This window comes from Reichenbachiella sp., assembly GCF_033344935.1.
Classification (GTDB): Bacteria; Bacteroidota; Bacteroidia; order Cytophagales; family Cyclobacteriaceae; genus Reichenbachiella.
In genome coordinates this window covers 692,186-715,386 of the sequence record NZ_JAWPMM010000001.1, presented here as the reverse complement: position 1 = coordinate 715,386, position 23,201 = coordinate 692,186, and the positions used below count along the sequence as shown (strand labels likewise).

Below are 23,201 nucleotides of genomic sequence, written 5' to 3'. Positions count from 1 at the left end.
TTATTAGTTTTCAAATCTTGTAGCAACTTCTTTCGCTACTTCGCCCAATTTACTTGTTGTATCGTCGTCGAACTTACCAGCAGCTAGTGCAGACAATATGTCGGCGTGCTGAGTTCTCATTACGGTTACAAATTCAGTTTGGTAAGCTCTAGCTTTTTCTACAGGCACCTTATCCATGAAACCTTTAGTAGAAGCATAAATAGTAGCTACTTGCTCACCCACTGGTATTGGAGAGTATTGTGCTTGCTTCAAAATTTCCTGGTTTTTCTGTCCTCTTGAAATTACCAATCGAGTGGCGTTATCCAAATCAGATCCGAATTTAGCGAAAGCTTCAAGCTCTCTAAACTGTGCCTGATCTAGTTTCAAAGTACCAGCCACTTTCTTCATTGATTTGATCTGTGCAGAACTTCCAACTCTAGATACTGAGATACCTACGTTAATCGCTGGTCTGATACCAGAGTTAAACAAGTTAGTCTCCAAGAAGATCTGACCATCCGTAATCGAAATTACGTTTGTCGGAATATAAGCAGAAACGTCACCCGCTTGAGTTTCAATGATTGGAAGTGCGGTCAAAGAACCACCACCTTTTACTTTTCCTTTCAATGACTCTGGTAAGTCATTCATGTCTTTTGCGATGTCATCATTGTCGTTGACCTTCGCAGCTCTTTCTAATAATCTTGAGTGAAGATAGAATACATCACCAGGATATGCCTCACGTCCTGGAGGTCTTCTCAAAAGCAAAGAAACTTCACGATAAGCAACCGCTTGCTTAGACAAATCATCATATATCACCAATGCTGGACGACCAGTATCTCTGAAGAACTCACCCACAGCAGCACCAGTAAATGGAGCAAAGAACTGCATTGGAGCAGGATCAGATGCAGAAGCAGAAACGATTACTGTGTAATCCATGGCGCCCGCTTTGTCCAAAGCAGCGTAGATACCAGCTACTGTAGATGCTTTTTGTCCTACGGCCACGTAGATACAAAATACAGGCTCACCCTTGTCATAAAATTCTTTCTGGTTGATGATGGTATCGATCGCAACAGCAGTCTTACCTGTCTGACGGTCACCAATGATCAATTCTCTTTGGCCTCTTCCAATCGGAATCATAGAATCGATTGAAGTAATACCAGTTTGTAATGGCTCATCTACAGGCTGTCTGTAGATTACACCTGGAGCTTTACGCTCCAATGGCATTTCGTAAAGATCACCAGAGATAGCCCCTTTACCATCGATAGGATTACCCAAAGTATCAATTACTCTACCACATAAGCCGTCACCAGCTTTGATAGAAGCAATTTGCTTGGTTCTTTTTACGGTATCACCTTCTTTTACGTCAGAAGATTCACCTAGCAATACAGCTCCTACGTTGTCTTCTTCCAAGTTCAAAACCATAGCTTTCAAGCCATTTTCGAACTCCAAAAGCTCACCTGACTGTGCTTCAGTCAAACCGTAGATTCTGGCTACACCATCACCTACTTGTAGTACTGTACCTATTTCCTCTAATTCAGCCTCTGTTCTGAAATTCGAGAGTTGCTCTCTCAATATCGATGAAACTTCATCTGGTCTTACATCTGCCATTACTGTAGTTAATTTTAGATCTTTTAATTTCTTATTGACAAATCACCGTCTGGTGATTACATTTTACTTTGATAGCCTTTGTCTACAAACTGAAGTCTTAATTCCTTCAACTTGCCACTCACGCTGTCATCTATTTGTTTATCACCAATTTTTAAAACGAAACCACCAATCAACTCAGGATTGGTTTTTTCGGTAAGTACCACATCGCTATTTGTGATCTTTTTCACGATGGCACTGATATCTTTTCTAATTGCATCAGAAATCGGGTGTACAGTGGTAATTGTACTTTCCACGATGCCTTTGAAAGTATAAAACTGCGACTTGAAAGCTGCAGCCACTTCTGGCAAATACATTTCTCTGTTCTTCTTGGCAAGGATTTCAAAAATAGACATGGTCAAGTCATTGACCTTGCCTTTGAAAATTTCCTTAAGGATAGCTAGCTTCTTGTAGTGGCTAATGATTGGATTTTTCAACATCAAAACCAAATCATGGTTGCTTTTGCAGACTTCTGTGAATTGCTCCATGTCCGCTACTACCTTGTCTAGACACTTTTTTTCTTCAGCCAGCTCTAGTAGCGCTTTGGCATATCTCGATGCTATCCTAAATTCTGACATCTCAGTTTACTTTTATGTCTTTGACCAAATCTTTAACCAATGTCTCTTGAGCCTTTTTGTCGGCCAAGCTACCTTTCAAGAGTTTCTCAGCAATATCCAATGACAATTCAGCCACCAAGTTTTTCACGTCGGCTAAAGCTGCGTTTTTCTCAGTGTTGATCACTGACTTCGCATCTTCTATCATTTTTGCTGTGATCTTAGATGTTTCGTCTTTCGCGTCTTCCTTGATTTTGTTAGCAATCTCGGTCGCATCTTTGATCATTTTATCTCTTTCTAGTCGAGCTTCTTCCAGCAAATATTCATTGTCTTGCTTGAGCTCTTCAATTTTCTTTTTGGCATTTTCTGCCGCGTCCAATGAGTCCTGAATGAACGACTCTCTTGTTCTCAACGCATCTGTGATTGGTCTCCATACGAACGCAGCCAATATTCCAAATACCGCTAAGAATACGATGGTCTGCCAAATGATAAGTCCAATACCGGGGGTAACTAATTCCATTATATTTTTTTTAATTGAAATAAGACCTGGCCCTGATGCCTAATGCAAACAGAGCCAAGTCAGAAAAATTAATTTCCTGCGTTTACAGACATAAAGCCAATTACTGCAGCAAACAAGGCAACACCTTCAATCAAGGCTGCTGCGATAATCATTGCTGTTTGAACTTTACCAGCTGCTTCAGGTTGTCTAGCGATACTTTCAGTTGCTCCTTTACCGATCATTCCGATACCAAGACCTGCTCCTAGTACTGCTAATCCTGCTCCTATTGCTCCCATTACAGTTAATTTATATGGTTAAAAAAAAATAATTTCTTAATGATGTTCTTCTACTGCTTGTCCGAAATACATCGAAGTCAATAGTGTAAATACATAAGCTTGTAGTAGCGCTACAAATAGTTCTAACATGTTCATCACTGTAGCGAATGCGGTAGAAGCTACTCCTACTGCGATACTCTGTGTGATGAAAGTCAAACTTATGATACTCAATATAATAATGTGCCCTGCTGTGATGTTCGCAAACAAACGAATCATCAATGAGAAAGGCTTAATAAAGATTCCTAATATCTCGATTGGCCATAAGATTAGATACAAAGGAAATTTTGCCAACCAGGGCATGCTGTTTCCTAATGGATCCAAAATATGCAACCAGTAAGTTTTTCTACCTGAGGCTAATGTGATGATCAAGGTAAGTCCTGCCAATGCCATACATACAGCAATATTACCTGTAAGGTTAGCTGCTGCTGGAAGGAGGCCTAACAGGTTTCCAAACCAGATGAAGAAAAATAGACTCAATAGATAAGGCAAATACCTTTCATATTTAGGGCCTACGTTTGGCTTCACAATTTCGTCTCTTACATAAATGATGATAGGCTCGAAAAATGACTGAACTCCTTTCGGCGCTCGTTTAGCGTTTTTCTTATACCCTCTAGCTACCGCCAAAAATATCAAAACCATTACTACGGCATTGATAAGTAACATCGCTACATTTTTAGTGATTGAAAGGTCTAGTGGGTGTACATTGGTGATGACACCAGCTTCATCATATTCCAAAGTGCCATTGGCATCTGTCTTATATATATGCTCATGCGCATTGAAGTAGTAATTGCCATTGCTTTCTACTGCGTTTTGTCCGTGATGGAATTCAGACGACATGAAAACTTGCAATCCATTGTCCCATAAGATAACGGGTAATGGGATGCTTACCGCATGTACTTCACCATTATCATCTTTGAGATCAAAAAGATGCCAATCATGAGCATCCATGATGTGATGATTGATCATCGTACTCGGGTCAAATTTTTCTCCTTCTTTCGATTCCCCCGCAAAACTTGCCTGTGATACAAACAGACCGAAAACCGCTAGTAAAATGTTGATTTTCAGATGCTTAAATGTTGTCATAATTCGACCGTTAATCATGTATTTTGATCTTGACTTGAATTTCGTCGCAAGTTAGACAATAAGGCTGTGATTTCAAACACTACGTAGATTAAATAGACAACCATAAAATTAAGAACAAACAATGCCGAATTTTCTGGGAACTTGATCAGGTAAAACATCACTGTGAAAAGTGAAACTAAAAACCTTAAACCCAAACCAACTAATGGCAATATAGCACTCTCAATATTTGGGTTTTTAGCAACGAGCAAATAGGTAATATGTATGCTGGTGTACAGAAACCATAGAAATCCTATGATTTGGTAAATAGCTGAGTGAACAAATGAAAATTTGAATACTTCTAAAAGACAGTAGCTTATTAAGATCAAAATCCCTGTGAAAACAGAGATTTTAGACAATTCTTTCATGAATTAATTTTTTGGCAGTTTTCGAAATAAATTGATCAATGCACCAGCTATTCCTAGCATTATTCCTACAAGCGTGAGAATCGAATCAAATTCGAAATGCTGATCTAATTGATTGCCCACCCAATACCCTATGATGATATAGGCGAGCATTTCAAATGCCATCCCTGAAAACTTTAAATAGGAAAGAGGCTGATCCTCTTCTTTATTCGGCTTTGAGGAGTTTTGATTTTCCTTCTGCGGTGTCTCCAATTTGAATTTCTTTAATGGTTACGCCCATTTTACATCCACCATTGAAGGTAGCTCCAGATTCCACGATCAACTTGTTAGTAATGATATCACCGTTGATGATTGCAGATGGTTTAAGGATCAATAATTCAGAAACTTCTACTTTTCCAGTCACATGGCCTGCGATCTCTGCGTTTTGTGCGATCAAGTTACCTTCGATATGTGAAGAATGTCCACATGCGGCTTTGGATTTGGTTTTCATATTCCCTACGATCTTTCCTTCTATCCGGATATTACCGTAAGTTTCGATATCACCATTCAGAAGGGTTCCCTTGCCAATGATGTTACTAGAGTTGCTAAGTTCTTCCACTTCTTTGATTTCTTGCTTATTATTAAACATTAGTACAGGTGTTTGTTTAAAATCTAATCAATTCCTCTGGGTTAATGGGATTACCATTGTACCACAGTTCAAAATGCAAATGCGGACCTGAAGTGAGCTCTCCAGTGTTCCCAATGATAGACACCACTTCTCCCGCGGTGACAAAATTACCTACGTTTTTCAACAAATCCGAATTGTGTTTATACATAGAGATCAAATTGCCCCTATGCTGGATGGCTAAAACATACCCGCTATCCTGTGTCCAGGAAGCAAAAATTACAGTTCCATCAGCTACAGATTTGACTGGCTCATCTTGTTTAGCTACAATATCAATTGCCAGATGATCAATTTGTGGATCGAAATGTTCAGACACGATGCCGTCCACTGGTTTGAAGAGAAAAAAGTCTTTGAGCTCTTCTGATAGTCTGTTGTCGGTCAATTGAAATTCAAGTCCACCCTTCTCAAACTCCTCCCGGAATTGAGAATCGATTGCATTGACACCTTGAGATTCGACAATTTCAGAAATCTCACTACTTTCAATACTCCCTGTATTTTCCACATCTGTATATTGGGTATCCTCACCAGACATGATCGTCTTGATGTTGCTAATAAAATCATCCTTCCTTTTTACTTCTAATTGAAGAGAATCCACTCGTGTCGCTAATTCCATCACCTGCTTGGTTGCCTTCAGCTCAGCAAAGCGAGGATCAAACCAAGCTTCCAATAACGAGGTGGATAAATAAAAACTCAAACCAAAGAAGGCAAAAAAGGAAAGCATCAAAACCAAAATAATCTTAGAGTATGTGAAACTATAAGTTGATTTTTCAGCAAAATTTTCCTCATTTCTTACAATGAGTAAATATTTAGTAGTTAGCCGATTAGAAAGGGTTCTCTTTTGTTCCAAGGAAATAGCTTCTGATTTGCGGTAAAAATATATATTAATAGATATTTACTAAGCCAATATTGTATTAATTGCGTTTGAATTGGCGTTTATTCGAAAACATTGAATTTGATCCATCGAAGTCTAATACTATTGCTCGGCGTTGCCGTCCTTTTGGGTTCCTGTGCTCCAGAAAAAAATAACGTGATGAGTAACTCTTATCACAATATGACGGCCCACTATAATGCTTACTTCATTGCATTAGAGCATATCAAAACTATAGAACAAACCATAGAGGATCAATACGACTGGAATTACAATCTGATTCTACCCATTTTTCCACAATTCGATTCCACTGCAGCCAGTTCGTTTAATGATCAGATAGAAGATTGCATAGAAAAAGCTTCATTGGCCATTCAAAGACACAAAGGATCTAAATGGGAAGACGACTCATATGTTTTGGTAGGCAAGGCCAGATTCTACAGTCTAGATTATCAAAATGCAGTAGAGACTTTTAAATATGTAAACACTAAAGGCAAAGACGATAATGCTAAACATGAAGCGCTTGTTGCACTGATGCGAACGTTTATAGAATATAAAGAAAGCAACAATGCCATTGCCGTTTCAGATTACCTCAAGAAAGAAAAGCTCAACAAGAAGAATCTAAAGAACCTTTACCTAACCAGGGGGTATTTGTATCAGAAGAGTGGGGACTACAACAATATGGTTCAAAATCTAATTCAGGCTGAAGACCTCATTACTAATTTCAAGGAAAGGGCAAGAATCAATTTTATCATTGGACAAGTGTACCAATCTTTAGGGTTCGACGGCGAAGCTTACAACTACTATAAACAGACACTCAAGAATAACCCTCCGTATGAACTATCTTTTTATACTAAATTGAACATGGCGCAGGTTACACAACTTGCCAAAACTAATGACGCAAAAAAAGTTAGGAAGTATTTCAAGAAGCTACTCAAAGACCGAAAGAATGAAGAGTTTAAGGATAAGATCTACTATGAAATGGCCAAATTCGAAGTGCGCCATGGCTATTTGGACCAAGGCATAGCCTATTATAATTCTTCCATTCGATCGAGTGTCAATAACAACAGACAAAAAGCACACAGTTATTTAAGTCTCGGCAAGATCTATTACGATAGTCTAGCTGAATATAAACTAGCTAAATTGTATTATGACAGTACACTAAGTGTGCTTCCCAAGGATGAAGCAGAATATGCAGAAATAGAAGCCCGACAGAAAATTTTAGAAAATTTCGTTGAGCAGTACACGATCATCCAGGTTAACGATAGTTTGCTTAACCTAACCAATTTACCTCCTGATTCTTTGGATCGATTTCTTGATGCCTACATTGCACAAGAAGAGGCTGCAGAAATGAAGCGACGAGAGGAGGAGAAAAAGAGAAAAAGAAATGCAGCCAGATTGGCGGCTAACAACTCTAGTGTATTTAGCCAAAACACAGGAGGGATTGGAGCCAACAACTATGAAGGCACCACTTGGTACTTCTATAATACGGCAGCCGTTTCGCGAGGGAAGTCTGAATTTAAAAGGGTCTGGGGGGATCGAAAGCTAGAAGACAATTGGCGCAGGTCAAATAGTACGGCCAGCATTTCAGCTGATGATGAAAATGAAGAGCCAGGTCCAGGCGGTGAAAAAGTTTCCAACAAGGATTCGGAGGAAGAAGAAGCGGAATTCAAAATTGACAAATCAGAGCTATTAGCCACTTTGCCTCAGACGGCAGAAGACAAACAAAAGCTGCTCGACGAAATAGAAGAAGCGACCTACCAACTAGGAAAAATTTACAACTTTGATTTGAATGAAAAACATAACTCTTCAGAAACTTATGAGAGTCTTTTTACTCGTTTTCCAGAGTCTGAATATCGTCACGAAGTATTGTATCTGCTCTATATAATTTTTAAAGAATTAGAAAATATTCCTAAATCTGAACGATACAAAAACATTTTACTCGAAGAAGCTCCAGAAAGTATCTATGCGAAAATTATTATCAACCCTAACTATAGAGCCGAATCACAAGCTGCAAGTGAAAAGCTAAAGCTAATATATGCACAGGCTTACAGTAGTTATCAAAGCGGCAACTATCAAGAAGCTATGGGCTTGATCAATGATGGCTTGAGAGAATATCCAGACAATGACTTTGTGGATAACATGGCTCTATTGAAAATACTTGTTCAAGGAAAGTCTGAGTCAATATATAAGTACCAATATGAGTTAAATAACTTTATCGCTACATATTCAGAAAGTGAGCTATTACCATATGCTGATTCTTTGGTAACTGCTTCAGAGCAGTATCAGATCAATCTGGTCAATAGTACGAGAGCGAAATACATTCCAAAATTTGAAAAACCTCATTTCTTCATCTTTGTTTATCAAACTGATCAGGAACTTTCAGATGCACTGCCACAGTATTTTAAAACACTTATTGCCGAGGACAGCCCACTGAAAATTGGAAATTTAATTCTGGACGAGCAGTATTCGATGATTCTTATCTCGGAATTTTCTGACAAGGAAACCGCCATCACTTTCAACAAGGAGGTAGAGACTGAAAAGCCTGCTGAAAAAATTAATAAGACTGGCAAATTCTATAATTTCGTAATCACGAAAGATAATTTCAACATTCTTTATCAAACAAAGGAATTGGACACGTATCTTAAGTTCTACAGGAAAAATTACCAGCAATGAATAAATACAAGAAGCTAATCGCATTAGTTTGGATTTTACTTGCCACCGGAGTACTGGCTATCTTCTTCATGTTTTATTCTATTAAAATTGACGCCTTTGGATTATTCGGTGGTCTTCCAAGTACTAAGTCTTTAGAAAAGCCTGATCCAGATCTTTCTTCTGAATTGTTCTCTGCTGATGGAGTTTCTCTTGGCAAATACTTTCGCCATAACAGAACAGAAGTCTCCTATAATGAGCTTTCTCAAGAACTCATAGATGCATTGCTAGTAACTGAAGATATAAGATTTACTCAGCATTCGGGGATTGATTTGCGTGGACTCGGCCGTGTGCTTTTCCAGACCATCCTCATGGGAAACAGAAATGCTGGAGGAGGAAGTACACTCACACAACAGGTAGCCAAAAATCTTTTCAAAACCAGAGACTTGGGTGGAAAACTTAGTGATGTGCCTGGCTTCGGCATATTCATTATTAAAATGAAAGAATGGATAGTTTCCGTTCAATTAGAAGCCTCCTATACCAAAGAAGAGATTCTTGCCATGTATCTCAATACGATTGAATATGGAAATAATACTTATGGTATCAAAGTAGCTGCACAGACCTATTTCAACAAATTGCCTAGTGAATTGAATCATAAGGAGTCAGCGATTCTTGTTGGATTAATTAATAAACCTACACGTTACAATCCTATCCGAAACCCTGAATTTGCTATGGAAAAAAGGACTGAGATTCTTTACAATCTATTGAAGTACGGAAAAATAGATCAGGAAGCCTATGACTCATTGAAGGTATCAGATTTTGGACTTCAGTATAAGGTTCAAGATCAAAATGAGGGACTCGCCACTTACTTCCGAACAGTGATGAGGAATTTCCTTATGGGCTGGGCTAAAACCAATGATTATGATCTATTCGCAGATGGACTGAAAATATATACGACTATAGATAGTCGCATGCAGCTGTACGCAGAGCAAGCAATGGCCGAAGAAATGGATACCTTGCAAAGTGTATTTATCAACCATCTACAGGGAGATGCGCCATGGATAGATGAAGATGGCAATGAAATTCTAGACTTCGTTGATAAGGCCATTAAACGTACACCCAACTACAGATCCCTTGCCAAAAAATATGGCGAAGATTCAGACTCTCTAAACTATTGGCTCAACTACCCAAGAGATATGACAGTATTTAGCTGGGGAGGAGAAATAGACACCACTTTCAGCTTGATTGATTCTCTTAAATACTACAAGCATTTTCTGCAAGCTGGCTTTATGGCTATGGACCCTCAAACTGGTCATATTAAAGCATGGGTAGGAGGCATCAATCACAAGTACTTCAAATTTGATCACGTCAAGCAAAGCAAACGTCAACCAGGTTCTACGTTCAAGCCTTTCGTCTATACGGCCGCCATTGACTTGGGGTATTCGCCATGCTATACCGCAGTAGATGCACCTGTGACTTGGATGATGGACGATCCTGAAAAACCAACCTGGACACCTCAAAACGCCAATGGAAAATTCACTGGTCAAACAATGACCATTCGACAGGCGATGGCCGCGTCAGTAAATTCGGTGACCGCTCGTATCATGCAAAAAATCACTCCTCGTGCTGCTGTGGATATGGCACACACTTGTGGAATTGAAAGCGATCTACCTGCCGTTCCAGCTCTCTGTTTGGGAATTGGAGAGGTATCCTTATATGAATTAGTAGGGGCCTATTCCACATTTGCCAATCAGGGTGTATGGACTCAGCCATTTTTTATCACTAGGATAGAAGATAAGAATGGTGTTGTCATTCAAGATTTCATACCTAAAAGGAGAGAGGCCTTGAGCGAAAAAACAGCCTATTTAATGATTCATATGCTCAAAGGAGCCATGGAAGAAAGAAATGGATCTGCACATGCACTGGATTACAGATTAAAGCAGAACAATGAAATCGGCTCGAAAACCGGGACCACACAAAATGCATCTGACGGTTGGTACATGGGCGTGACCCATGACTTAGTAGCTGGTGCATGGGTAGGTGGTGATGACCGTAGTATACACTTCAAATACTGGGCTTTAGGGCAAGGAGGAAAAACCGCTCGTCCTATATGGGAAAATTTTATGTTAAAAGTTTACGACGACCCAAGAACAGGTGTAGAAAAGGGGTATTTCAAAAAACCTAGTACCCCACTTGGCGTAGAATTAGATTGCGACCTCTATGAAGGTGGTACAACAGAGGCAGATTCCTTAAACATAGATTTAGGCTTTGATGACCTTGATCTTTAAGCACCACTTATTTTGGGTGAAAACAAATACCCCATAAATTTAAAAACTTTACCCAACGCTCCAGGCGTTTACAAATACTTCAATAAAGAGGTACTTATCTATGTTGGGAAAGCTAAAAATCTCAAGAAACGCGTATCTAGTTATTTCAATAGACAAAAGGGTGACAGTTTAAAAACCCGAAAACTCGTTAAAGAAATCGATCATGTAGAATATGTCATTGTTGATTCTGAATACGATGCTTTATTGCTCGAAAACAATCTAATAAAGGAAAACCAACCCAAGTATAATATCTTATTGAAGGATGATAAGAGTTTCCCCTTTATCTGTATTTCTAGCGAACGTTTTCCCAAAATCTTCTCAACTCGTAGAGATGAATTAAATGAAGGTGAGTATTTCGGACCTTATACGAGTGTCAAGGCGCTTAATAATGTGCTTGAATTGATCCGCAGCTTGTACAAAGTACGAACCTGTAACTACCTGCTTTCTGAGAAAAACATAAAAGAAAAAAAATTTAAAGTATGCCTGGAATATCATATTGGTAATTGCCTAGGTCCATGCGAAGGGCTACAGAAAGAAGAAGACTATTTATCAGAAATCGAACAGGCTCGGCACATCATTAAAGGACATCTCAAGATTGTAAAGGATCATTTTTTGTCCACTATGAAATCATCGGCTGAAAATCTGGAATTTGAAAAGGCCCAGGAATACAAAACAAAAATCGACTTTCTAGACAAATTTCAATCTAGGACTGTAATCGTTAACAAAAAGTTGAAAGGCATTGATGTAATTACCATCACTTCTACAGATAAGAAAGCCTTTCTTAACTATATGAGAGTAGATAATGGTATCATCAATATATCCGACTCATTAACTGTATCAAAACGCTTAGACGAAACGGATGAACAAATTTTAGAATTACTGATTATAGAACTCCGTGACAGGTTTAGTAGTTCATCTAAAACAATCCTGACAAATAAGACATTTGAATACTGGCAAGAATCCGTAGATATCATTGTTCCTCAAATCGGTGACAAGAAGAAGCTTGTTGAGCTATCGCTTAAAAATGCCCTTTATCATAAAAAAGAAGCCCTGTCTCAAGCAGAAAAGACTAAGCAAAAAGAAAACAGAGTTACACAACAGCTGATGAATGACCTTAAGCTAAAGGTAATTCCCAATCACATCGAATGCTTTGACAACTCCAATATCCAGGGCACTAATCCCGTGGCTTCGATGGTATGCTTCAAAAATGGAAAACCATCAAAAAAAGACTATCGACATTTTAAGATAAAAACGGTAGTAGGTCCAGATGACTTTGGTTCCATGAAGGAAATTGTTTTCAGAAGATACAAGAGGCTACAGGAGGAAAACTCACCCTTTCCAAATCTAATCGTCATCGATGGGGGTAAAGGTCAACTGCACGCTGCGTGTGATGCACTCAAAGCACTTGACATCTACACAGAAATCCCAATCATTGGCATAGCCAAAAGATTGGAGGAAATTTACTATCCAGAAGACAGTATTCCTCTCCATATTAGTAAAAAATCAGAATCACTTAAACTCATACAACAACTTCGAGACGAGGCTCATCGCTTTGCAATCACTTTTCATCGATCGCTCAGAAGTAAATCGCAAGTAGCTTCAGAACTAGATCAAATCGCAGGCTTTGGAGATAAAACCAAACAAAAATTACTTACCAAGTTTAAATCTTATAAAAAGATTATTCAAGCAAATCCTGAGCAACTGATAAATGTAATCGGACAAGCTAAGGCCAATATATTACTCGAGCATATACAAAAAAAGGGATCAAATTGATCCCTTTAAATATTATAAGTGCGTGGTTATGTATTAGAACTCCCAAAGTTCGTTCTCAAACTCAACCATATCGTATTCCAATTGTTTCGATGCCAATATTGCATCTCTTCTTGACTTTGTATAGATATCTACGATTCTGTCATCCCTTGGATTAGCTATTTTTGTCAAATTAGAACCAAATAACCTCAAGTTAAACGCATCAGCCATATTTCTATGTTCAGCCATATTCTGAGCATTATACCAAATAGCTTCATCCGGCATACTTCTCCACAAGGCTACCAAATCTTTATACTTAAAAGATGCTAATGGCTTCTCGAACAATGCTGGGTTCTTATCTGCAGGAAGAAAAAGAGTAATTGACTGAATATCATAGAAAATTCTCGATCTCATTCTATCGAAATAAACTTCTTCTTTCAATTCTGCAATAGAAAAATCTCTAGTTGCAAATTCATTCGTGTCAATAATTTCCTCTTCTGGCTCCTCTCCTTCATCTCCGCCTCCACCGAAGAAGTCGTCTTCAGCATCAGCACCAAATCCCATATCGATTTCCTCTTGAGTAAGTCCACCACCTTCGTCTTCAAACTTCATGTTTTCCAAAAAGGTCTCCTTAGACATTCTTGTATTCACAGAGTCGTTAGTATAAGGAAATAATAATCCTGCCTTTACAGCATTGATAAGGATTGTAGACAACTCACCATTTCTAGAAAAAAATGGAGCGTTTTGCTTTTCCTCCAAATCTATTCTTCTCCAAACGGTTTTTTTGAACATTTTGTATGCCTCATTAACAGGGTAAACGGAATCTTTATTATAGCCACCCGCTTTTTCCTGAGCCATACCCAACTCCACATTGAGTAATGCAAAACATACAAAAAGGCCAATTACATAACAAAATTTCTTCATAACCAATTTGTTTAATTTATTCTTATCGTGATGATCTTAGGTCCAAAATTAGGGAAATTTTCAACTTCACCTTTGAAATTCCTTCTCTGCACCTTTTTCACTTCAATTACCAAAGCATCACCCTCTCTGGCTTGACTTGCTAATGACGAGAGGTTCAAATCTGGACCTTTAGGTCTAACACTTCCTACAGATCTTCCGGCTCTAACCAAGTTAACTTCAGATTCCGCCACTCTAAATTTTGCATCCTTTGGCAAGAATTGAGCAAATGACTCATCTGGCTCAGCAGCCAACTTCAATGATCTTGGTGCACCCTTAACTCCTCTTTTCAAGTTAACAGGACCTCCCTTACCATAAACCACAATCTCTGGCTTAGGAATTCTTTTCACTTTAAAATCTTGAGATCCAATTAAATTGCCATTACTAGATACACTTAACGTCACTTTTGCAGATTTTGGTATAATTACCACCTCACCTTTATTAGCACCTTTAATGTTTACACCTCCTTTAGTAGTGAAAGATGGATTATAGGCTGTTCCCATAGCAGGAACCTGCACGTCCAATTCATTACCACAATTTAGATATAAAGCCTGAACCGAAGCTGACTGAATCTGCATTACTGGTTTAGATACGATATACTCAATGGTGTCAACAAAAGTAGTGTCTCTTCCACCTGGCATCTTCACACTAATTGCACCAATAAATGATTTGGTTGCATTACCAGATTTATCGTAGTTACCTGGAGTTGCTGTGAATGATACTTTACCCATTCCACCAACCACTTCAATTTCGTTACCATCTACGGTCATAGTTGGTGATACAGAAGAAGAAGATGCAGCGATAAAAAGATCCGCTTCGTATTTAGTTCCTGCAGCTACCACTTTAGAGTGAGGCTTAACCATTGGTACAATTTGATCAAATTTCAAATCTTCAGCACCTACCTGTCTTGCCAAGTCTTCTAGTGCCTTTGTTTCTTCTGAAATAACATCAGACTGAAACTGACTTAAAGAAGCTAGTGCTCCTACCATTGGTGTATTGTGGCCAAAGTTCAAATCTGCAAAACCTTTTTTGTTTTGGTTCGGATCTTTAGCAAACACTGGAATGTCTTTAGCATCTTTAGCTAAATCTCCAATATCTTCGTCTCCAGTAATATTTCTAAGGAATTTTGAATAACCATTTAGCTTCTCCTTTAGTTTATCACCTTCCTTTTCATTTACAAAAAGGGCAGAAGGAGCATCAATATCCTTTTGTCCAACATATACACCATCCTGAATGCCACCAGTCCTAGCAATTAGCTCTTCTTTATAGACTTCTAACATTTTAAGGATTTGAGTCGTTTCCGCTCTAACTTCCTGAGCTTTAGTCATAACAGCTACATCCTTTTCTCTGTTACCAGCATCGGAAACTGCATTTTGGATACTCTCTAATTTTTTAGCATTGTTAGTGACTTTTTCCTCATTAGTAAGCTCAAAAGCCTGATTAATGAAAATAAACTTCTCTAAAACACTATTACTTACTTGCAGAGCCAATAGGGCAGTCAGTACCAGGTACATCATGCCAATCATCTTGTCTCTTGCGGATTGTTTACCTCCAGCCATAATTTTCGCTTTTTAAGGTTAAAAGATTATTTAACTTATTTAGCTGATGAAGTATCTCCCCCACCTCTCATAGCTGCCAACATACTTCCATATATTTTGTTCAATGAAGTAATATTGGTATTTAAACTTGTCATTCCTGATCTGAATTTCTCAGTATCCTTAGCCGCTTCAGCCATACCTTCCATTGCAGAAGTTACGTTTGAGTAAAACTTGTTCATTGCCTTAACATGACTGTTGGCATCCTGAAGTTCCATTTCATATACTGCATTAAGTGCTCCCAAATTCTTGGTAACGTTTTTCACTTGTGAGTGATACTCAGAAGCGTCTTTAGAAGCATTTGCCATATCTGACATTGATGTAGCAGTAGTAGCATAAGATTTATTCATTTCGATGAGCGACTTAGATGCTGTTTTCACATTAGTGGCATACTCGTTGGTAGCAACCGCGGCATCACTTAAGTTGGACATTTTCTTAGCAGATTCGGCCATATTTCTCATGCCGTCACCCAAACTCTTAATCAGCTCAGGGCCAACTTTTGCTTCTGCAAGCATTTTATCCATTTGCTGTGAAGCACCGCCAGTTGCAGCAGGTACAGCTGCTCTTGGTTGAGCTTTAGGTCCATCATAGTCATCCGCTAATTCTGGATACACTTTAGACCAATCAGTTTCGGCATGTTTTGGTTCAAATGCACTTAAAAAGAAAATTGCAGCCTCAGTACTCAAACCGATTACTAGCATTTCCCCAGCACCTTGCCAGTGCATAATCTTAAACATGGCTCCAACAATTACTACAGCAGCTCCAATACCATATACTTTAGGCATTATTGTTGAAAACAAAAGCTCTTTAAATCCACCTTTTTTCGCACTCATATTATTTAATATTTTAGGTTATTTAATACAGTTATAATTATTAAAATTCATTCCCGCCAGATCGACCCAAATGAGTCATTGCACATCTAAATCCAATAGATGCTCTAGTGGAATCTTTAAATTCGTAAGTTTTAGTTCCGGTTTCAAGATAATAGGCAATATCTTTCCAAGAGCCGCCTCTGATCACCTTCTTAGGTTCATCCTCATCAAAGTAAGTAGGGTTCAAATCCCAAACCAATGGCATGGCCGAAGGATTAAAAGCATCTTCCACCCACTCCGCTACATTACCTGACATTTCATATAGTCCGTAATCATTAGCAAAGAAAGTTCCCACCGGTGAAGTATAGGCAAAACCATCATCAAAATAGTTGCCTCTTCCTGGTTTGAAGTTGGCGAGAAGACATCCCTTCTTATTTCTAATATAAGGGCTACCCCAAGGGTACTTATTCATATCTCTGCCTCCTCTTGCAGCATACTCCCATTCGGCCTCAGATGGCAATCTGAAGTTTGGCATAGGGAATAGACCACGATCGGCTCTAAAATTATTCAAATGATCCGTTCTCCATTTACAGAAGTACTTTGCAGCTTCCCAATCTACACCCACTACAGGATAGTTGTCAAAAGCTGGATGCGACCAATAATAAACCATCATTGGGTCCCCCATATGGTGAGTGAAGTCTCTAACCCAAACAGAAGAATCAGGCACTAAGTCCTCTACAACAAATCCTTCTGGCAGATCAGATTCCGATCCTTCAGTAATATCTTCAATAAACTGTCGATATTCATTATTTGTAATTTCCGTATCGTCCATATAAAATGGCCCGATCGTCACCTGCTTATTGTAATTGATTTGAGTAGCAGCAACATCTTCATCCGCCTGTCCCATATGGAATGTTCCCGGAGGAATAGCAACCATACCGAAGGGCCGAGTCATTTCCCAACCTTCTCGTCCTTGAGCTCCTATCAACTCTCCATTACTATCTATGGCTTGACCCTTGCCTCCTCCGAATATATTTAAGAGGCTGCAACTTTGGGTACCAACAAGAATTATGGATAGGAAAAGGAACGAAAAAATTTGGCTCACACTAAATTTATTCATAACACAATTTTTATAACATTCATACTTTAACATAACAAGTATACACAAAATATATTGCATGGATTAAACCATAAATATAATCTTTACAATTCAAGATACATTAATTCTTGAACAAAATTTATTTCACTCCGCTAAAATAAGAAAAGCGCCTGCTTTACAACTATTTCTAACTAACTAATTACCTATTTAATACCTAAAGCGAGGAGTTCTTATAATCTTTTTAGCACCTGTTGAAATTGAAGGCAGGTCGTAGCGAATGAAAATTTCGTGCGAGGTTGGTTGCTTAGCTGATTGCTCCTTAATTATATAATCAAACGAATAACCAGCTTTAAGTTGATTGTTGTCTAAAAATGAATAGCCCATCAACAAGGCCATTGCTTCATTGTTTCGATAACTCAGCCCGCCCCATATTTTCTTATTATAAGTGGCTATGACACTCAGGTCTATCGAATAAGTATTCAAGTCGCTGGCGACCAACATAGATGGGGTCAAATCAATATTGTAGGTGAGCCTGTAATTATACTCTCCATACAAGTTATAGATCATGCTTGATTTATTACTAACATTGCTAGAAGCATCAAGGCCATAATTCAATTCAGGTCTTAGCAAGTGGTTAACTCCAGCTGCTAATATGTAATTTTCCGTAGAGTAGCTCATTCCAAAAGCCAAATCGAAAACCGCTTGAGATTCTTTGGTTTGAACATTCTTCGGGTCTGAGGGATCTACAAATCGTAGCTTTGAAAAGTCCAATGTACGGTTAACAAATGCAGGCCTAATTCCAAAACTAAGCGTCCCTCTATTTAAGGTCTTATGGTAGGCTAATGATACCTGAGCCTCCATATTGTTTAGCACACCAAGCTTGTCATAAATTACATTTACCCCTAGACCTAAAGGCAATTCTTTAAAAGAGATTGGGGTTGAGAAATTCAAAAATTGAGTTGATGGCGCACCACCGTCTTGTTCAAATGTAGGTTCGTAACCTATCCACTGCGCTCTACTCAGCACGCTCACGCTTCCCTTTCCATCATGAGCTGTAAGCGCAGGGCTCCAATAAGACTTATTGAACATGTACTGAGTAAAATGAGGGTCTTGTTGAGCAATCGATGTAAAACCGACCGTCACCAATACAATCAATATAAATAAGGATTTCCTCATAAGGGATTTGGATTACAATTACGTTTAGCAACAACGTGTTATGTAATAATAATCAAAAATTGAAAATACCCTTACCTCGATCAGCACAAATTGGCTGAACTTAAATATTGTTCGCCTTTTTGATGTAATATTCTAATGCGCCTGTCATTGAAGGTGCATTAGGGAGTGGAGCTTGAATGTCTAAAATTAAATCAGCATCCCTTACTGCTTGGGCAGTAGTAGGTCCGAAAGCCGCAATTCTCGTCTTCTTCTGCTCAAAATCAGGGAAATTAACCATTAGAGAGTTAATCCCAGAAGGACTGAAGAATGCAATTACGTCATAATTAACATCTGCCAAATCTGACAAGTCGCTAGCTACCGTTTTGTAAATAATTGCTTCAGTACAATCGAAACCATTTTCGTTCAGAAAATCTGGAATATCATTTTTTCTAATATTCGAACAAGGAAAAATGTACTTCTCGTTTTTGTGTTTTTTCAACACTTCGATTAATTCAGTTGCCGTTCTTGACCCAGTAAATATCTTTCTTTTTCGAATGACAATATACTTTTGAAGATAATTAGCTGTCTGCTCTGAAATACAGAAATACTTCATGTCTGACGGAATCTCCACCTTGCTTTCAGCAGCTAGTCTGAAAAAATGATCTACTGCATTTCTACTCGTGAAAATCACAGCAGAATGCTTCAAAATATCAATTTTTTGCGCTCTAAACTCTTTTATATCGACTGGGTCGATTTGAATAAAAGGCCTGAAGTCAATTTTAATATTGTATTTTTCTGCAAGATCAAAATAAGGTGACTTATCACCTGTTGGCTTTGGTTGAGAAACTAAAATGCTGGATACTTTCTTTAGCCTAGCCTTGTCTTCAATCAATAATTCTTCGCTCATTCCGATGTACCTATTTGAAAACTATTATGTAACTATTTTAAGAAAATCTTAAAAAATACTAATAGCGGGATCAATTCTGAACTGCAAAGGTAAGAAAATAAATGTAGTTTTCTAAAGGTATAAATCTTATTTAGAACAAAATAGATTAGTACAAGGCGTCCTGACCAAAAAAGCACAACGATTAATTGAATCCAATTCCACCAAGTGCTGACAAGATATCCTCCAAATACGCCATCTAAAATGCTCAACGAAAAACAAAATAAAGCGAAGATTAAGGAGAGTCGAAAGTAAGTAAAGAAATGAATCAACTTTACTTTTTTCAATTTAAAAAGTTCCGTGCCAGCTGTAATTAACAGCAGCTTGGCAATCATAAAAACAAAGCAATAAATCGAAATTTTTAATCCTAAATAAATACCTCCTTCATTCTTTATTGAAAATGGGAAAATCAAACTAGAATTAGGCAGAAATAAATCACAGATCATGACCGCGCTACCTATCAAAATTGAGTAGAAGATTATGAACCCTATGTTAGGCCACGCCAGTGGCGCATGCGCTACGGCCAACTCAAAATTTTGTCGTAACTGCAACGATTTACCAATTGATAAATATTCTTGAAATAGCCTAAAATAAAACGCTCTAAATATCGCAATCAAAGACATGGTTGCAATTGAGATGATAATAAAAATGTCTTGCCAATTATTACTCTTTCTTCTTGAAAAAGAAGACTCTTCTCTTAGAGAAAGGTTATCATCTTCCTTATTGACCAGCACTGAAGTAATAGTATTACCATTTAGATTATCTGAATAAACTGAGAGATAAAAACTTCCCATTCTATAAATATCTTGTAAACTATCCAAAGAGAGGTATTTAGTTACTGGTCGTGAACTTACATAAATCAATTCGTCTTGAATCCAGATAGAATGCTTCTCTGGTACACTGAGTTTGAGGTAGGAGTTTCTATATTTATTTAGGTCTACCTTGAAACGAACAGCATCTGTGGTAGGTTTTTTGAAATAGGGAACGTAATGCTGACTCTTTTGATCAAACACTTCCCAATCCCATTTCAGGTTTTTTAGTTCTATATCAGAGGCCTCAACACCAGGGGCAAGCATAAGGCATACTAAATAGATCCAAATACAGATCTGTTTAAACATCTACTTGCCTTTTTCTCTTATTTAAAAACTCTAAAACGACACTACTCACTACTGCAAATAGACCCACAATAGTTAGTAAAACGGAGTTGCCTAAGTAAGAAAAGGTAATTGTAAATGCAACAACTGAAAGGTTGACTGCAACAAGAACCAAAACTACTTGCAAGTGAGAAAAGCCAAGATCACAAAGGTAATGATGTACGTGATTTCGATCAGGCATAAACGGAGATACTCCTCTATATACACGAATGATAAAAACTCTAATTGTATCAAATATGGGAATAAAAAGAATACCGATTGCCAAGGCAGGGGCAGAAGCAACTTTATCCATCTCAATAAAATGAATTGCTAAAATGGATATGATAAATCCGCTGACCAAAGCGCCGGTATCTCCCATGAATACCCGCGCATTTAACAAATTGTATCTCAAAAAACCAACCATTGCTCCCGTCAGTGCAAAACACACATAAGCATAACTAGGCTCTCCGTACAAATAAAAATAAGTGCCAAAAGCCATACAAATGACAATCACAATTGAGCCCGCCAAGCCATCTACACCATCTATCAGGTTCACGGCATTGGTAATGCACAAAATGACGAGAAAACTAAATGCGTAGCTCATTCCCACTTCTAGATCATAAACTCCCATAAATCCTTGAAAGCTGGAAATTCTGATATCTGCATAAAACAAAACAATACCCGCGGCCAATACCTGAACAAAAAACTTCTTGAATACTGATACTCCATTGATATCATCTTTCACACCAACGAAGAAAATAATCAAGCTTCCAGCCAAGAGCTGCTGGATACCAAGTGACATCTGGCCAAAGATGGCAACTCCGGTCATAAAGCCAGCAAATATGGCTAACCCACCTAAACGAGGTGTGTTGATATCATGAAATTTTCTAAAATCGGGTTCATCCAATATTCGTTTGCTATGCGCTACGCTAATAATTGTAGGAATAGAAAACATAGAAATTAGAAGCGCCCAGAAAAATATCAGTATGGATTCGATCATGTGCTACAGTGAGTTTGGCTCAAAGTAAGTCAAAAGTCCATATCTTTTCAAAATATGGCAGTATATCCAAAATGGATTTTCGAGTTAGCAAATGAAAATGACTCTCCGTCTCTTTTTCCTAAGCCGTATAAAATCTTGAAATTACCGCGTTCAGTCATGAATTGCATACCCGTACCAAGTCCGGCAGGACGATCAGCATAGTCTCCATTTAGAATTTCATAGGAAAGAAAAGACTGGTCATAAAAAGCGACCAGATAAGAACTGGCATCAAGGTAATACCTCCACTCCAAATTAACCAGGGCATATTTGGAAGCAAAAAATTCCAGCTCATTGAAGCCCCTTATGGTTTGTAAGCCTCCCAGTCTGAACAAATCATTTAAGTATAAATAATCATTAAAAATCAATCCATTTTGCGAAGCAAGATATATCACCGACCTGTTGGAAATTCTCTTGTACCATTCAAGTTCAGCTCGTAGGCGATATTGTGTTGACTCAGGAATGGGTGTGACTGAATTAGTTATGGACTTTCTACCAATGTTGCCAGTCCATGCCATCTTAAAACCTTCCTTAGGATTATAAAGCTGATCCAGTTTATGCCAAGTCGCTGCCAACCCATAATAATCAATGTTAAAATCTCCACTCGCTCCTGATTGATCATCCAGCTCATTGCCTAACAAACTCTCATAACTGATGCGCATGCTGACCCTTCGACTGGGTCGATAATCAAAAGCCAGCTTGAGTGAGCGATTAGAGTAGACCGTGTCTTGACGGATTTGATCTAAAGCAAAATAAAAATCCAAAGGAGAACCTAATAAAATCGGGTGCAAATACGAAGCATGCAGTTGTTGAGAGCCAGGCTCTAGTTTTTTCCAATTGACCTCGATTTTTTTGCCTGACTGAAACAAATTATTAATGCTTAAATCAAGCTCGCCGGTGACCTCTACCCCCTCTCCATCCCTGTCTGGAACAAGGCCTAGTATTCCATCAAAATAATTAACCTTCCTTGATTCCAAATCCAACATCACTTTAGCTTTCTTAAGCTGAAAGGAGGTATTCATATTTACCAACGACAAAAAGGGAAGATACTGAATCTTATCTTTTACTTCGAGCAAGTCCCGTTCATCATAGTTTTTACCATAGCCCAGCCCTAGGTATTTGCTCAAAAAGACCGGCTTCACAAGTCCTGTTGGTTTGACCTCCAAACTATCATAGGTAATCCTTGTTCCTAAATCCAGCTGAAAAAAAACTTGAAGGGTTTCTTCTAGCATCTGTGTAGAGTCCAGAGTAAAGCTGGCAAACGGATAACCATTAGCCTCTAAATAATCAAGTAATTCAACTATTTCGGATTCCACCCGATCGGGAGAGGAGAGTTGACGAGATTTGATTTTAGGAAAGCGAGACAATTTGCTTACTACATTTTTCTTATCAGTAATCGATACCTCTATTGCATCAAATGATTTGCCTTGATAACCAAATATGATCAGCGTATCCTCAGCGTATTTCACAGAATCCAAACTGGCCAGCCAGAAACCATCACTTCTCATTTCAGAAATTAGTGTCCTTTTTGTTACTTCAATTTCAGCTGAATCAATCCTTGATTTTTTTGGCAAGTACTTTTCGTCGATTCCTTCAAAAACAACCACCACCGATGTAGAATCTGAGGGCTGAGTGTAGGCACAGTTGATTATACCCAGAACAAAGTAGAAAGAAGCAATATGTTTTCGGAAATGTCTATACATTAGCGGCTCACTATTA

General features: G+C 38.3%; 21 protein-coding genes. 3 read left to right on the top strand and 18 right to left on the bottom strand.

The window, feature by feature from the left end; genetic code table 11:
- Positions 1 to 3 precede the first annotated feature (3 nt).
- From atpA to R8N23_RS02950, 9 genes are all read right to left on the bottom strand, one after another.
- Positions 4 to 1,584 (bottom strand): F0F1 ATP synthase subunit alpha, encoded by a 1,581-nt coding sequence (gene atpA / locus R8N23_RS02990; protein ID WP_318170081.1) that lies wholly within the window; start codon positions 1,582 to 1,584, stop codon positions 4 to 6.
- A gap of 56 nt (positions 1,585 to 1,640) precedes the next feature.
- On the bottom strand, positions 1,641 to 2,198 hold the full coding sequence (gene atpH / locus R8N23_RS02985; protein WP_318170080.1) for an ATP synthase F1 subunit delta: 558 nt from the start codon (positions 2,196 to 2,198) through the stop codon (positions 1,641 to 1,643).
- 1 nt (position 2,199) lies between these two features.
- Positions 2,200 to 2,694, bottom strand: a complete 495-nt coding sequence (gene atpF, locus R8N23_RS02980) for a F0F1 ATP synthase subunit B (RefSeq protein WP_318170079.1) — start codon at positions 2,692 to 2,694, stop codon at positions 2,200 to 2,202.
- Between the two features lie 68 nt (positions 2,695 to 2,762).
- Positions 2,763 to 2,969 carry an ATP synthase F0 subunit C gene (atpE, locus tag R8N23_RS02975; RefSeq protein WP_084373165.1) on the bottom strand — a complete coding sequence of 69 codons (207 nt, stop codon included), beginning with the start codon at positions 2,967 to 2,969 and terminating at the stop codon, positions 2,763 to 2,765.
- Between the two features lie 36 nt (positions 2,970 to 3,005).
- The gene (atpB, locus tag R8N23_RS02970; protein ID WP_318170078.1) at positions 3,006 to 4,091 is read right to left on the bottom strand and encodes a F0F1 ATP synthase subunit A; all 1,086 of its coding nucleotides are present in this window, start codon (positions 4,089 to 4,091) and stop codon (positions 3,006 to 3,008) included.
- Between the two features lie 14 nt (positions 4,092 to 4,105).
- Positions 4,106 to 4,495, bottom strand: a complete 390-nt coding sequence (locus R8N23_RS02965) for a hypothetical protein (RefSeq protein ID WP_318170077.1) — start codon at positions 4,493 to 4,495, stop codon at positions 4,106 to 4,108.
- Positions 4,496 to 4,498: 3 nt separating this feature from the next.
- Positions 4,499 to 4,744 (bottom strand): AtpZ/AtpI family protein, encoded by a 246-nt coding sequence (locus R8N23_RS02960; protein WP_318170076.1) that lies wholly within the window; start codon positions 4,742 to 4,744, stop codon positions 4,499 to 4,501.
- Positions 4,698 to 5,120 (bottom strand): polymer-forming cytoskeletal protein, encoded by a 423-nt coding sequence (locus R8N23_RS02955; protein ID WP_318170075.1) that lies wholly within the window; start codon positions 5,118 to 5,120, stop codon positions 4,698 to 4,700. The genes R8N23_RS02960 and R8N23_RS02955 overlap by 47 nt, the downstream gene beginning before the upstream one ends.
- A 16-nt stretch (positions 5,121 to 5,136) precedes the next feature.
- Positions 5,137 to 6,003, bottom strand: a complete 867-nt coding sequence (locus R8N23_RS02950; RefSeq protein WP_318170074.1) for a M23 family metallopeptidase — start codon at positions 6,001 to 6,003, stop codon at positions 5,137 to 5,139.
- Positions 6,004 to 6,186: 183 nt separating this feature from the next.
- Here R8N23_RS02950 and R8N23_RS02945 point away from each other — a divergent pair, with 183 nt between their 5' ends.
- From R8N23_RS02945 to uvrC, 3 genes are read left to right on the top strand one after another with little or no spacing between them, the layout of a single operon-like run.
- Positions 6,187 to 8,697 carry a methyltransferase gene (locus tag R8N23_RS02945; RefSeq protein WP_318170073.1) on the top strand — a complete coding sequence of 837 codons (2,511 nt, stop codon included), beginning with the start codon at positions 6,187 to 6,189 and terminating at the stop codon, positions 8,695 to 8,697.
- Complete coding sequence (locus R8N23_RS02940) at positions 8,694 to 10,961, top strand: transglycosylase domain-containing protein (protein ID WP_318170072.1); 2,268 nt, start codon at positions 8,694 to 8,696, stop codon at positions 10,959 to 10,961. The genes R8N23_RS02945 and R8N23_RS02940 overlap by 4 nt, the downstream gene beginning before the upstream one ends.
- A 12-nt stretch (positions 10,962 to 10,973) precedes the next feature.
- A complete protein-coding gene (gene uvrC, locus R8N23_RS02935; RefSeq protein WP_318170071.1) occupies positions 10,974 to 12,773 on the top strand; it encodes an excinuclease ABC subunit UvrC in 1,800 nt (599 codons plus the stop codon).
- Between the two features lie 33 nt (positions 12,774 to 12,806).
- On the opposite strand, the gene gldN is transcribed toward uvrC, so the two are convergent.
- The 9 genes from gldN to R8N23_RS02890 form a co-directional block, all read right to left on the bottom strand.
- Complete coding sequence (gldN, locus tag R8N23_RS02930) at positions 12,807 to 13,673, bottom strand: gliding motility protein GldN (protein ID WP_318170070.1); 867 nt, start codon at positions 13,671 to 13,673, stop codon at positions 12,807 to 12,809.
- 11 nt (positions 13,674 to 13,684) lie between these two features.
- Positions 13,685 to 15,268: a gliding motility protein GldM gene (gene gldM, locus R8N23_RS02925; protein WP_318170069.1), complete on the bottom strand. Its 1,584-nt coding sequence runs from the start codon at positions 15,266 to 15,268 to the stop codon at positions 13,685 to 13,687.
- Between the two features lie 35 nt (positions 15,269 to 15,303).
- Positions 15,304 to 16,137 (bottom strand): gliding motility protein GldL, encoded by an 834-nt coding sequence (gene gldL / locus R8N23_RS02920; RefSeq protein ID WP_318170068.1) that lies wholly within the window; start codon positions 16,135 to 16,137, stop codon positions 15,304 to 15,306.
- A 40-nt stretch (positions 16,138 to 16,177) separates the two neighbouring features.
- Entirely contained in the window at positions 16,178 to 17,236 is a 1,059-nt protein-coding gene (locus R8N23_RS02915) for an SUMF1/EgtB/PvdO family nonheme iron enzyme (protein WP_318170067.1), read from the bottom strand.
- Between the two features lie 186 nt (positions 17,237 to 17,422).
- Positions 17,423 to 18,391 carry a type IX secretion system membrane protein PorP/SprF gene (locus tag R8N23_RS02910; RefSeq protein ID WP_318170066.1) on the bottom strand — a complete coding sequence of 323 codons (969 nt, stop codon included), beginning with the start codon at positions 18,389 to 18,391 and terminating at the stop codon, positions 17,423 to 17,425.
- A gap of 100 nt (positions 18,392 to 18,491) precedes the next feature.
- Positions 18,492 to 19,277: a uroporphyrinogen-III synthase gene (locus R8N23_RS02905; protein ID WP_318170065.1), complete on the bottom strand. Its 786-nt coding sequence runs from the start codon at positions 19,275 to 19,277 to the stop codon at positions 18,492 to 18,494.
- Positions 19,278 to 19,309: 32 nt separating this feature from the next.
- On the bottom strand, positions 19,310 to 20,134 hold the full coding sequence (locus R8N23_RS02900) for a DUF4271 domain-containing protein (protein WP_318170064.1): 825 nt from the start codon (positions 20,132 to 20,134) through the stop codon (positions 19,310 to 19,312).
- Positions 20,135 to 20,423: 289 nt separating this feature from the next.
- Positions 20,424 to 21,446, bottom strand: coding sequence for an MraY family glycosyltransferase (locus R8N23_RS02895; protein ID WP_318170063.1), 1,023 nt, complete (start codon positions 21,444 to 21,446; stop codon positions 20,424 to 20,426).
- 47 nt (positions 21,447 to 21,493) lie between these two features.
- Positions 21,494 to 23,185: a BamA/TamA family outer membrane protein gene (locus tag R8N23_RS02890; protein ID WP_318170062.1), complete on the bottom strand. Its 1,692-nt coding sequence runs from the start codon at positions 23,183 to 23,185 to the stop codon at positions 21,494 to 21,496.
- Positions 23,186 to 23,201: the final 16 nt, after the last annotated feature.

Excerpts from the sequence above, each read along its gene's own strand:
- R8N23_RS02905 (WP_318170065.1), bottom strand. The coding sequence starts at position 19,277 with ATGAGCGAAGAATTATTGATTGAAGACAAGGCTAGGCTAAAGAAAGTA.
- R8N23_RS02965 (WP_318170077.1), bottom strand. The coding sequence starts at position 4,495 with ATGAAAGAATTGTCTAAAATCTCTGTTTTCACAGGGATTTTGATCTTA.
- atpF (WP_318170079.1), bottom strand. The coding sequence starts at position 2,694 with ATGGAATTAGTTACCCCCGGTATTGGACTTATCATTTGGCAGACCATC.
- gldM (WP_318170069.1), bottom strand. The coding sequence starts at position 15,268 with ATGGCTGGAGGTAAACAATCCGCAAGAGACAAGATGATTGGCATGATG.
- R8N23_RS02915 (WP_318170067.1), bottom strand. The coding sequence starts at position 17,236 with ATGAATAAATTTAGTGTGAGCCAAATTTTTTCGTTCCTTTTCCTATCC.
- atpB (WP_318170078.1), bottom strand. The coding sequence starts at position 4,091 with ATGACAACATTTAAGCATCTGAAAATCAACATTTTACTAGCGGTTTTC.
- R8N23_RS02945 (WP_318170073.1), top strand. The coding sequence starts at position 6,187 with ATGAGTAACTCTTATCACAATATGACGGCCCACTATAATGCTTACTTC.
- R8N23_RS02955 (WP_318170075.1), bottom strand. The coding sequence starts at position 5,120 with ATGTTTAATAATAAGCAAGAAATCAAAGAAGTGGAAGAACTTAGCAAC.
- gldN (WP_318170070.1), bottom strand. The coding sequence starts at position 13,673 with ATGAAGAAATTTTGTTATGTAATTGGCCTTTTTGTATGTTTTGCATTA.
- R8N23_RS02940 (WP_318170072.1), top strand. The coding sequence starts at position 8,694 with ATGAATAAATACAAGAAGCTAATCGCATTAGTTTGGATTTTACTTGCC.
- atpA (WP_318170081.1), bottom strand. The coding sequence starts at position 1,584 with ATGGCAGATGTAAGACCAGATGAAGTTTCATCGATATTGAGAGAGCAA.
- atpE (WP_084373165.1), bottom strand. The coding sequence starts at position 2,969 with ATGGGAGCAATAGGAGCAGGATTAGCAGTACTAGGAGCAGGTCTTGGT.
- R8N23_RS02890 (WP_318170062.1), bottom strand. The coding sequence starts at position 23,185 with ATGTATAGACATTTCCGAAAACATATTGCTTCTTTCTACTTTGTTCTG.
- R8N23_RS02895 (WP_318170063.1), bottom strand. The coding sequence starts at position 21,446 with ATGATCGAATCCATACTGATATTTTTCTGGGCGCTTCTAATTTCTATG.
- gldL (WP_318170068.1), bottom strand. The coding sequence starts at position 16,137 with ATGAGTGCGAAAAAAGGTGGATTTAAAGAGCTTTTGTTTTCAACAATA.
- atpH (WP_318170080.1), bottom strand. The coding sequence starts at position 2,198 with ATGTCAGAATTTAGGATAGCATCGAGATATGCCAAAGCGCTACTAGAG.
- R8N23_RS02910 (WP_318170066.1), bottom strand. The coding sequence starts at position 18,391 with ATGAGGAAATCCTTATTTATATTGATTGTATTGGTGACGGTCGGTTTT.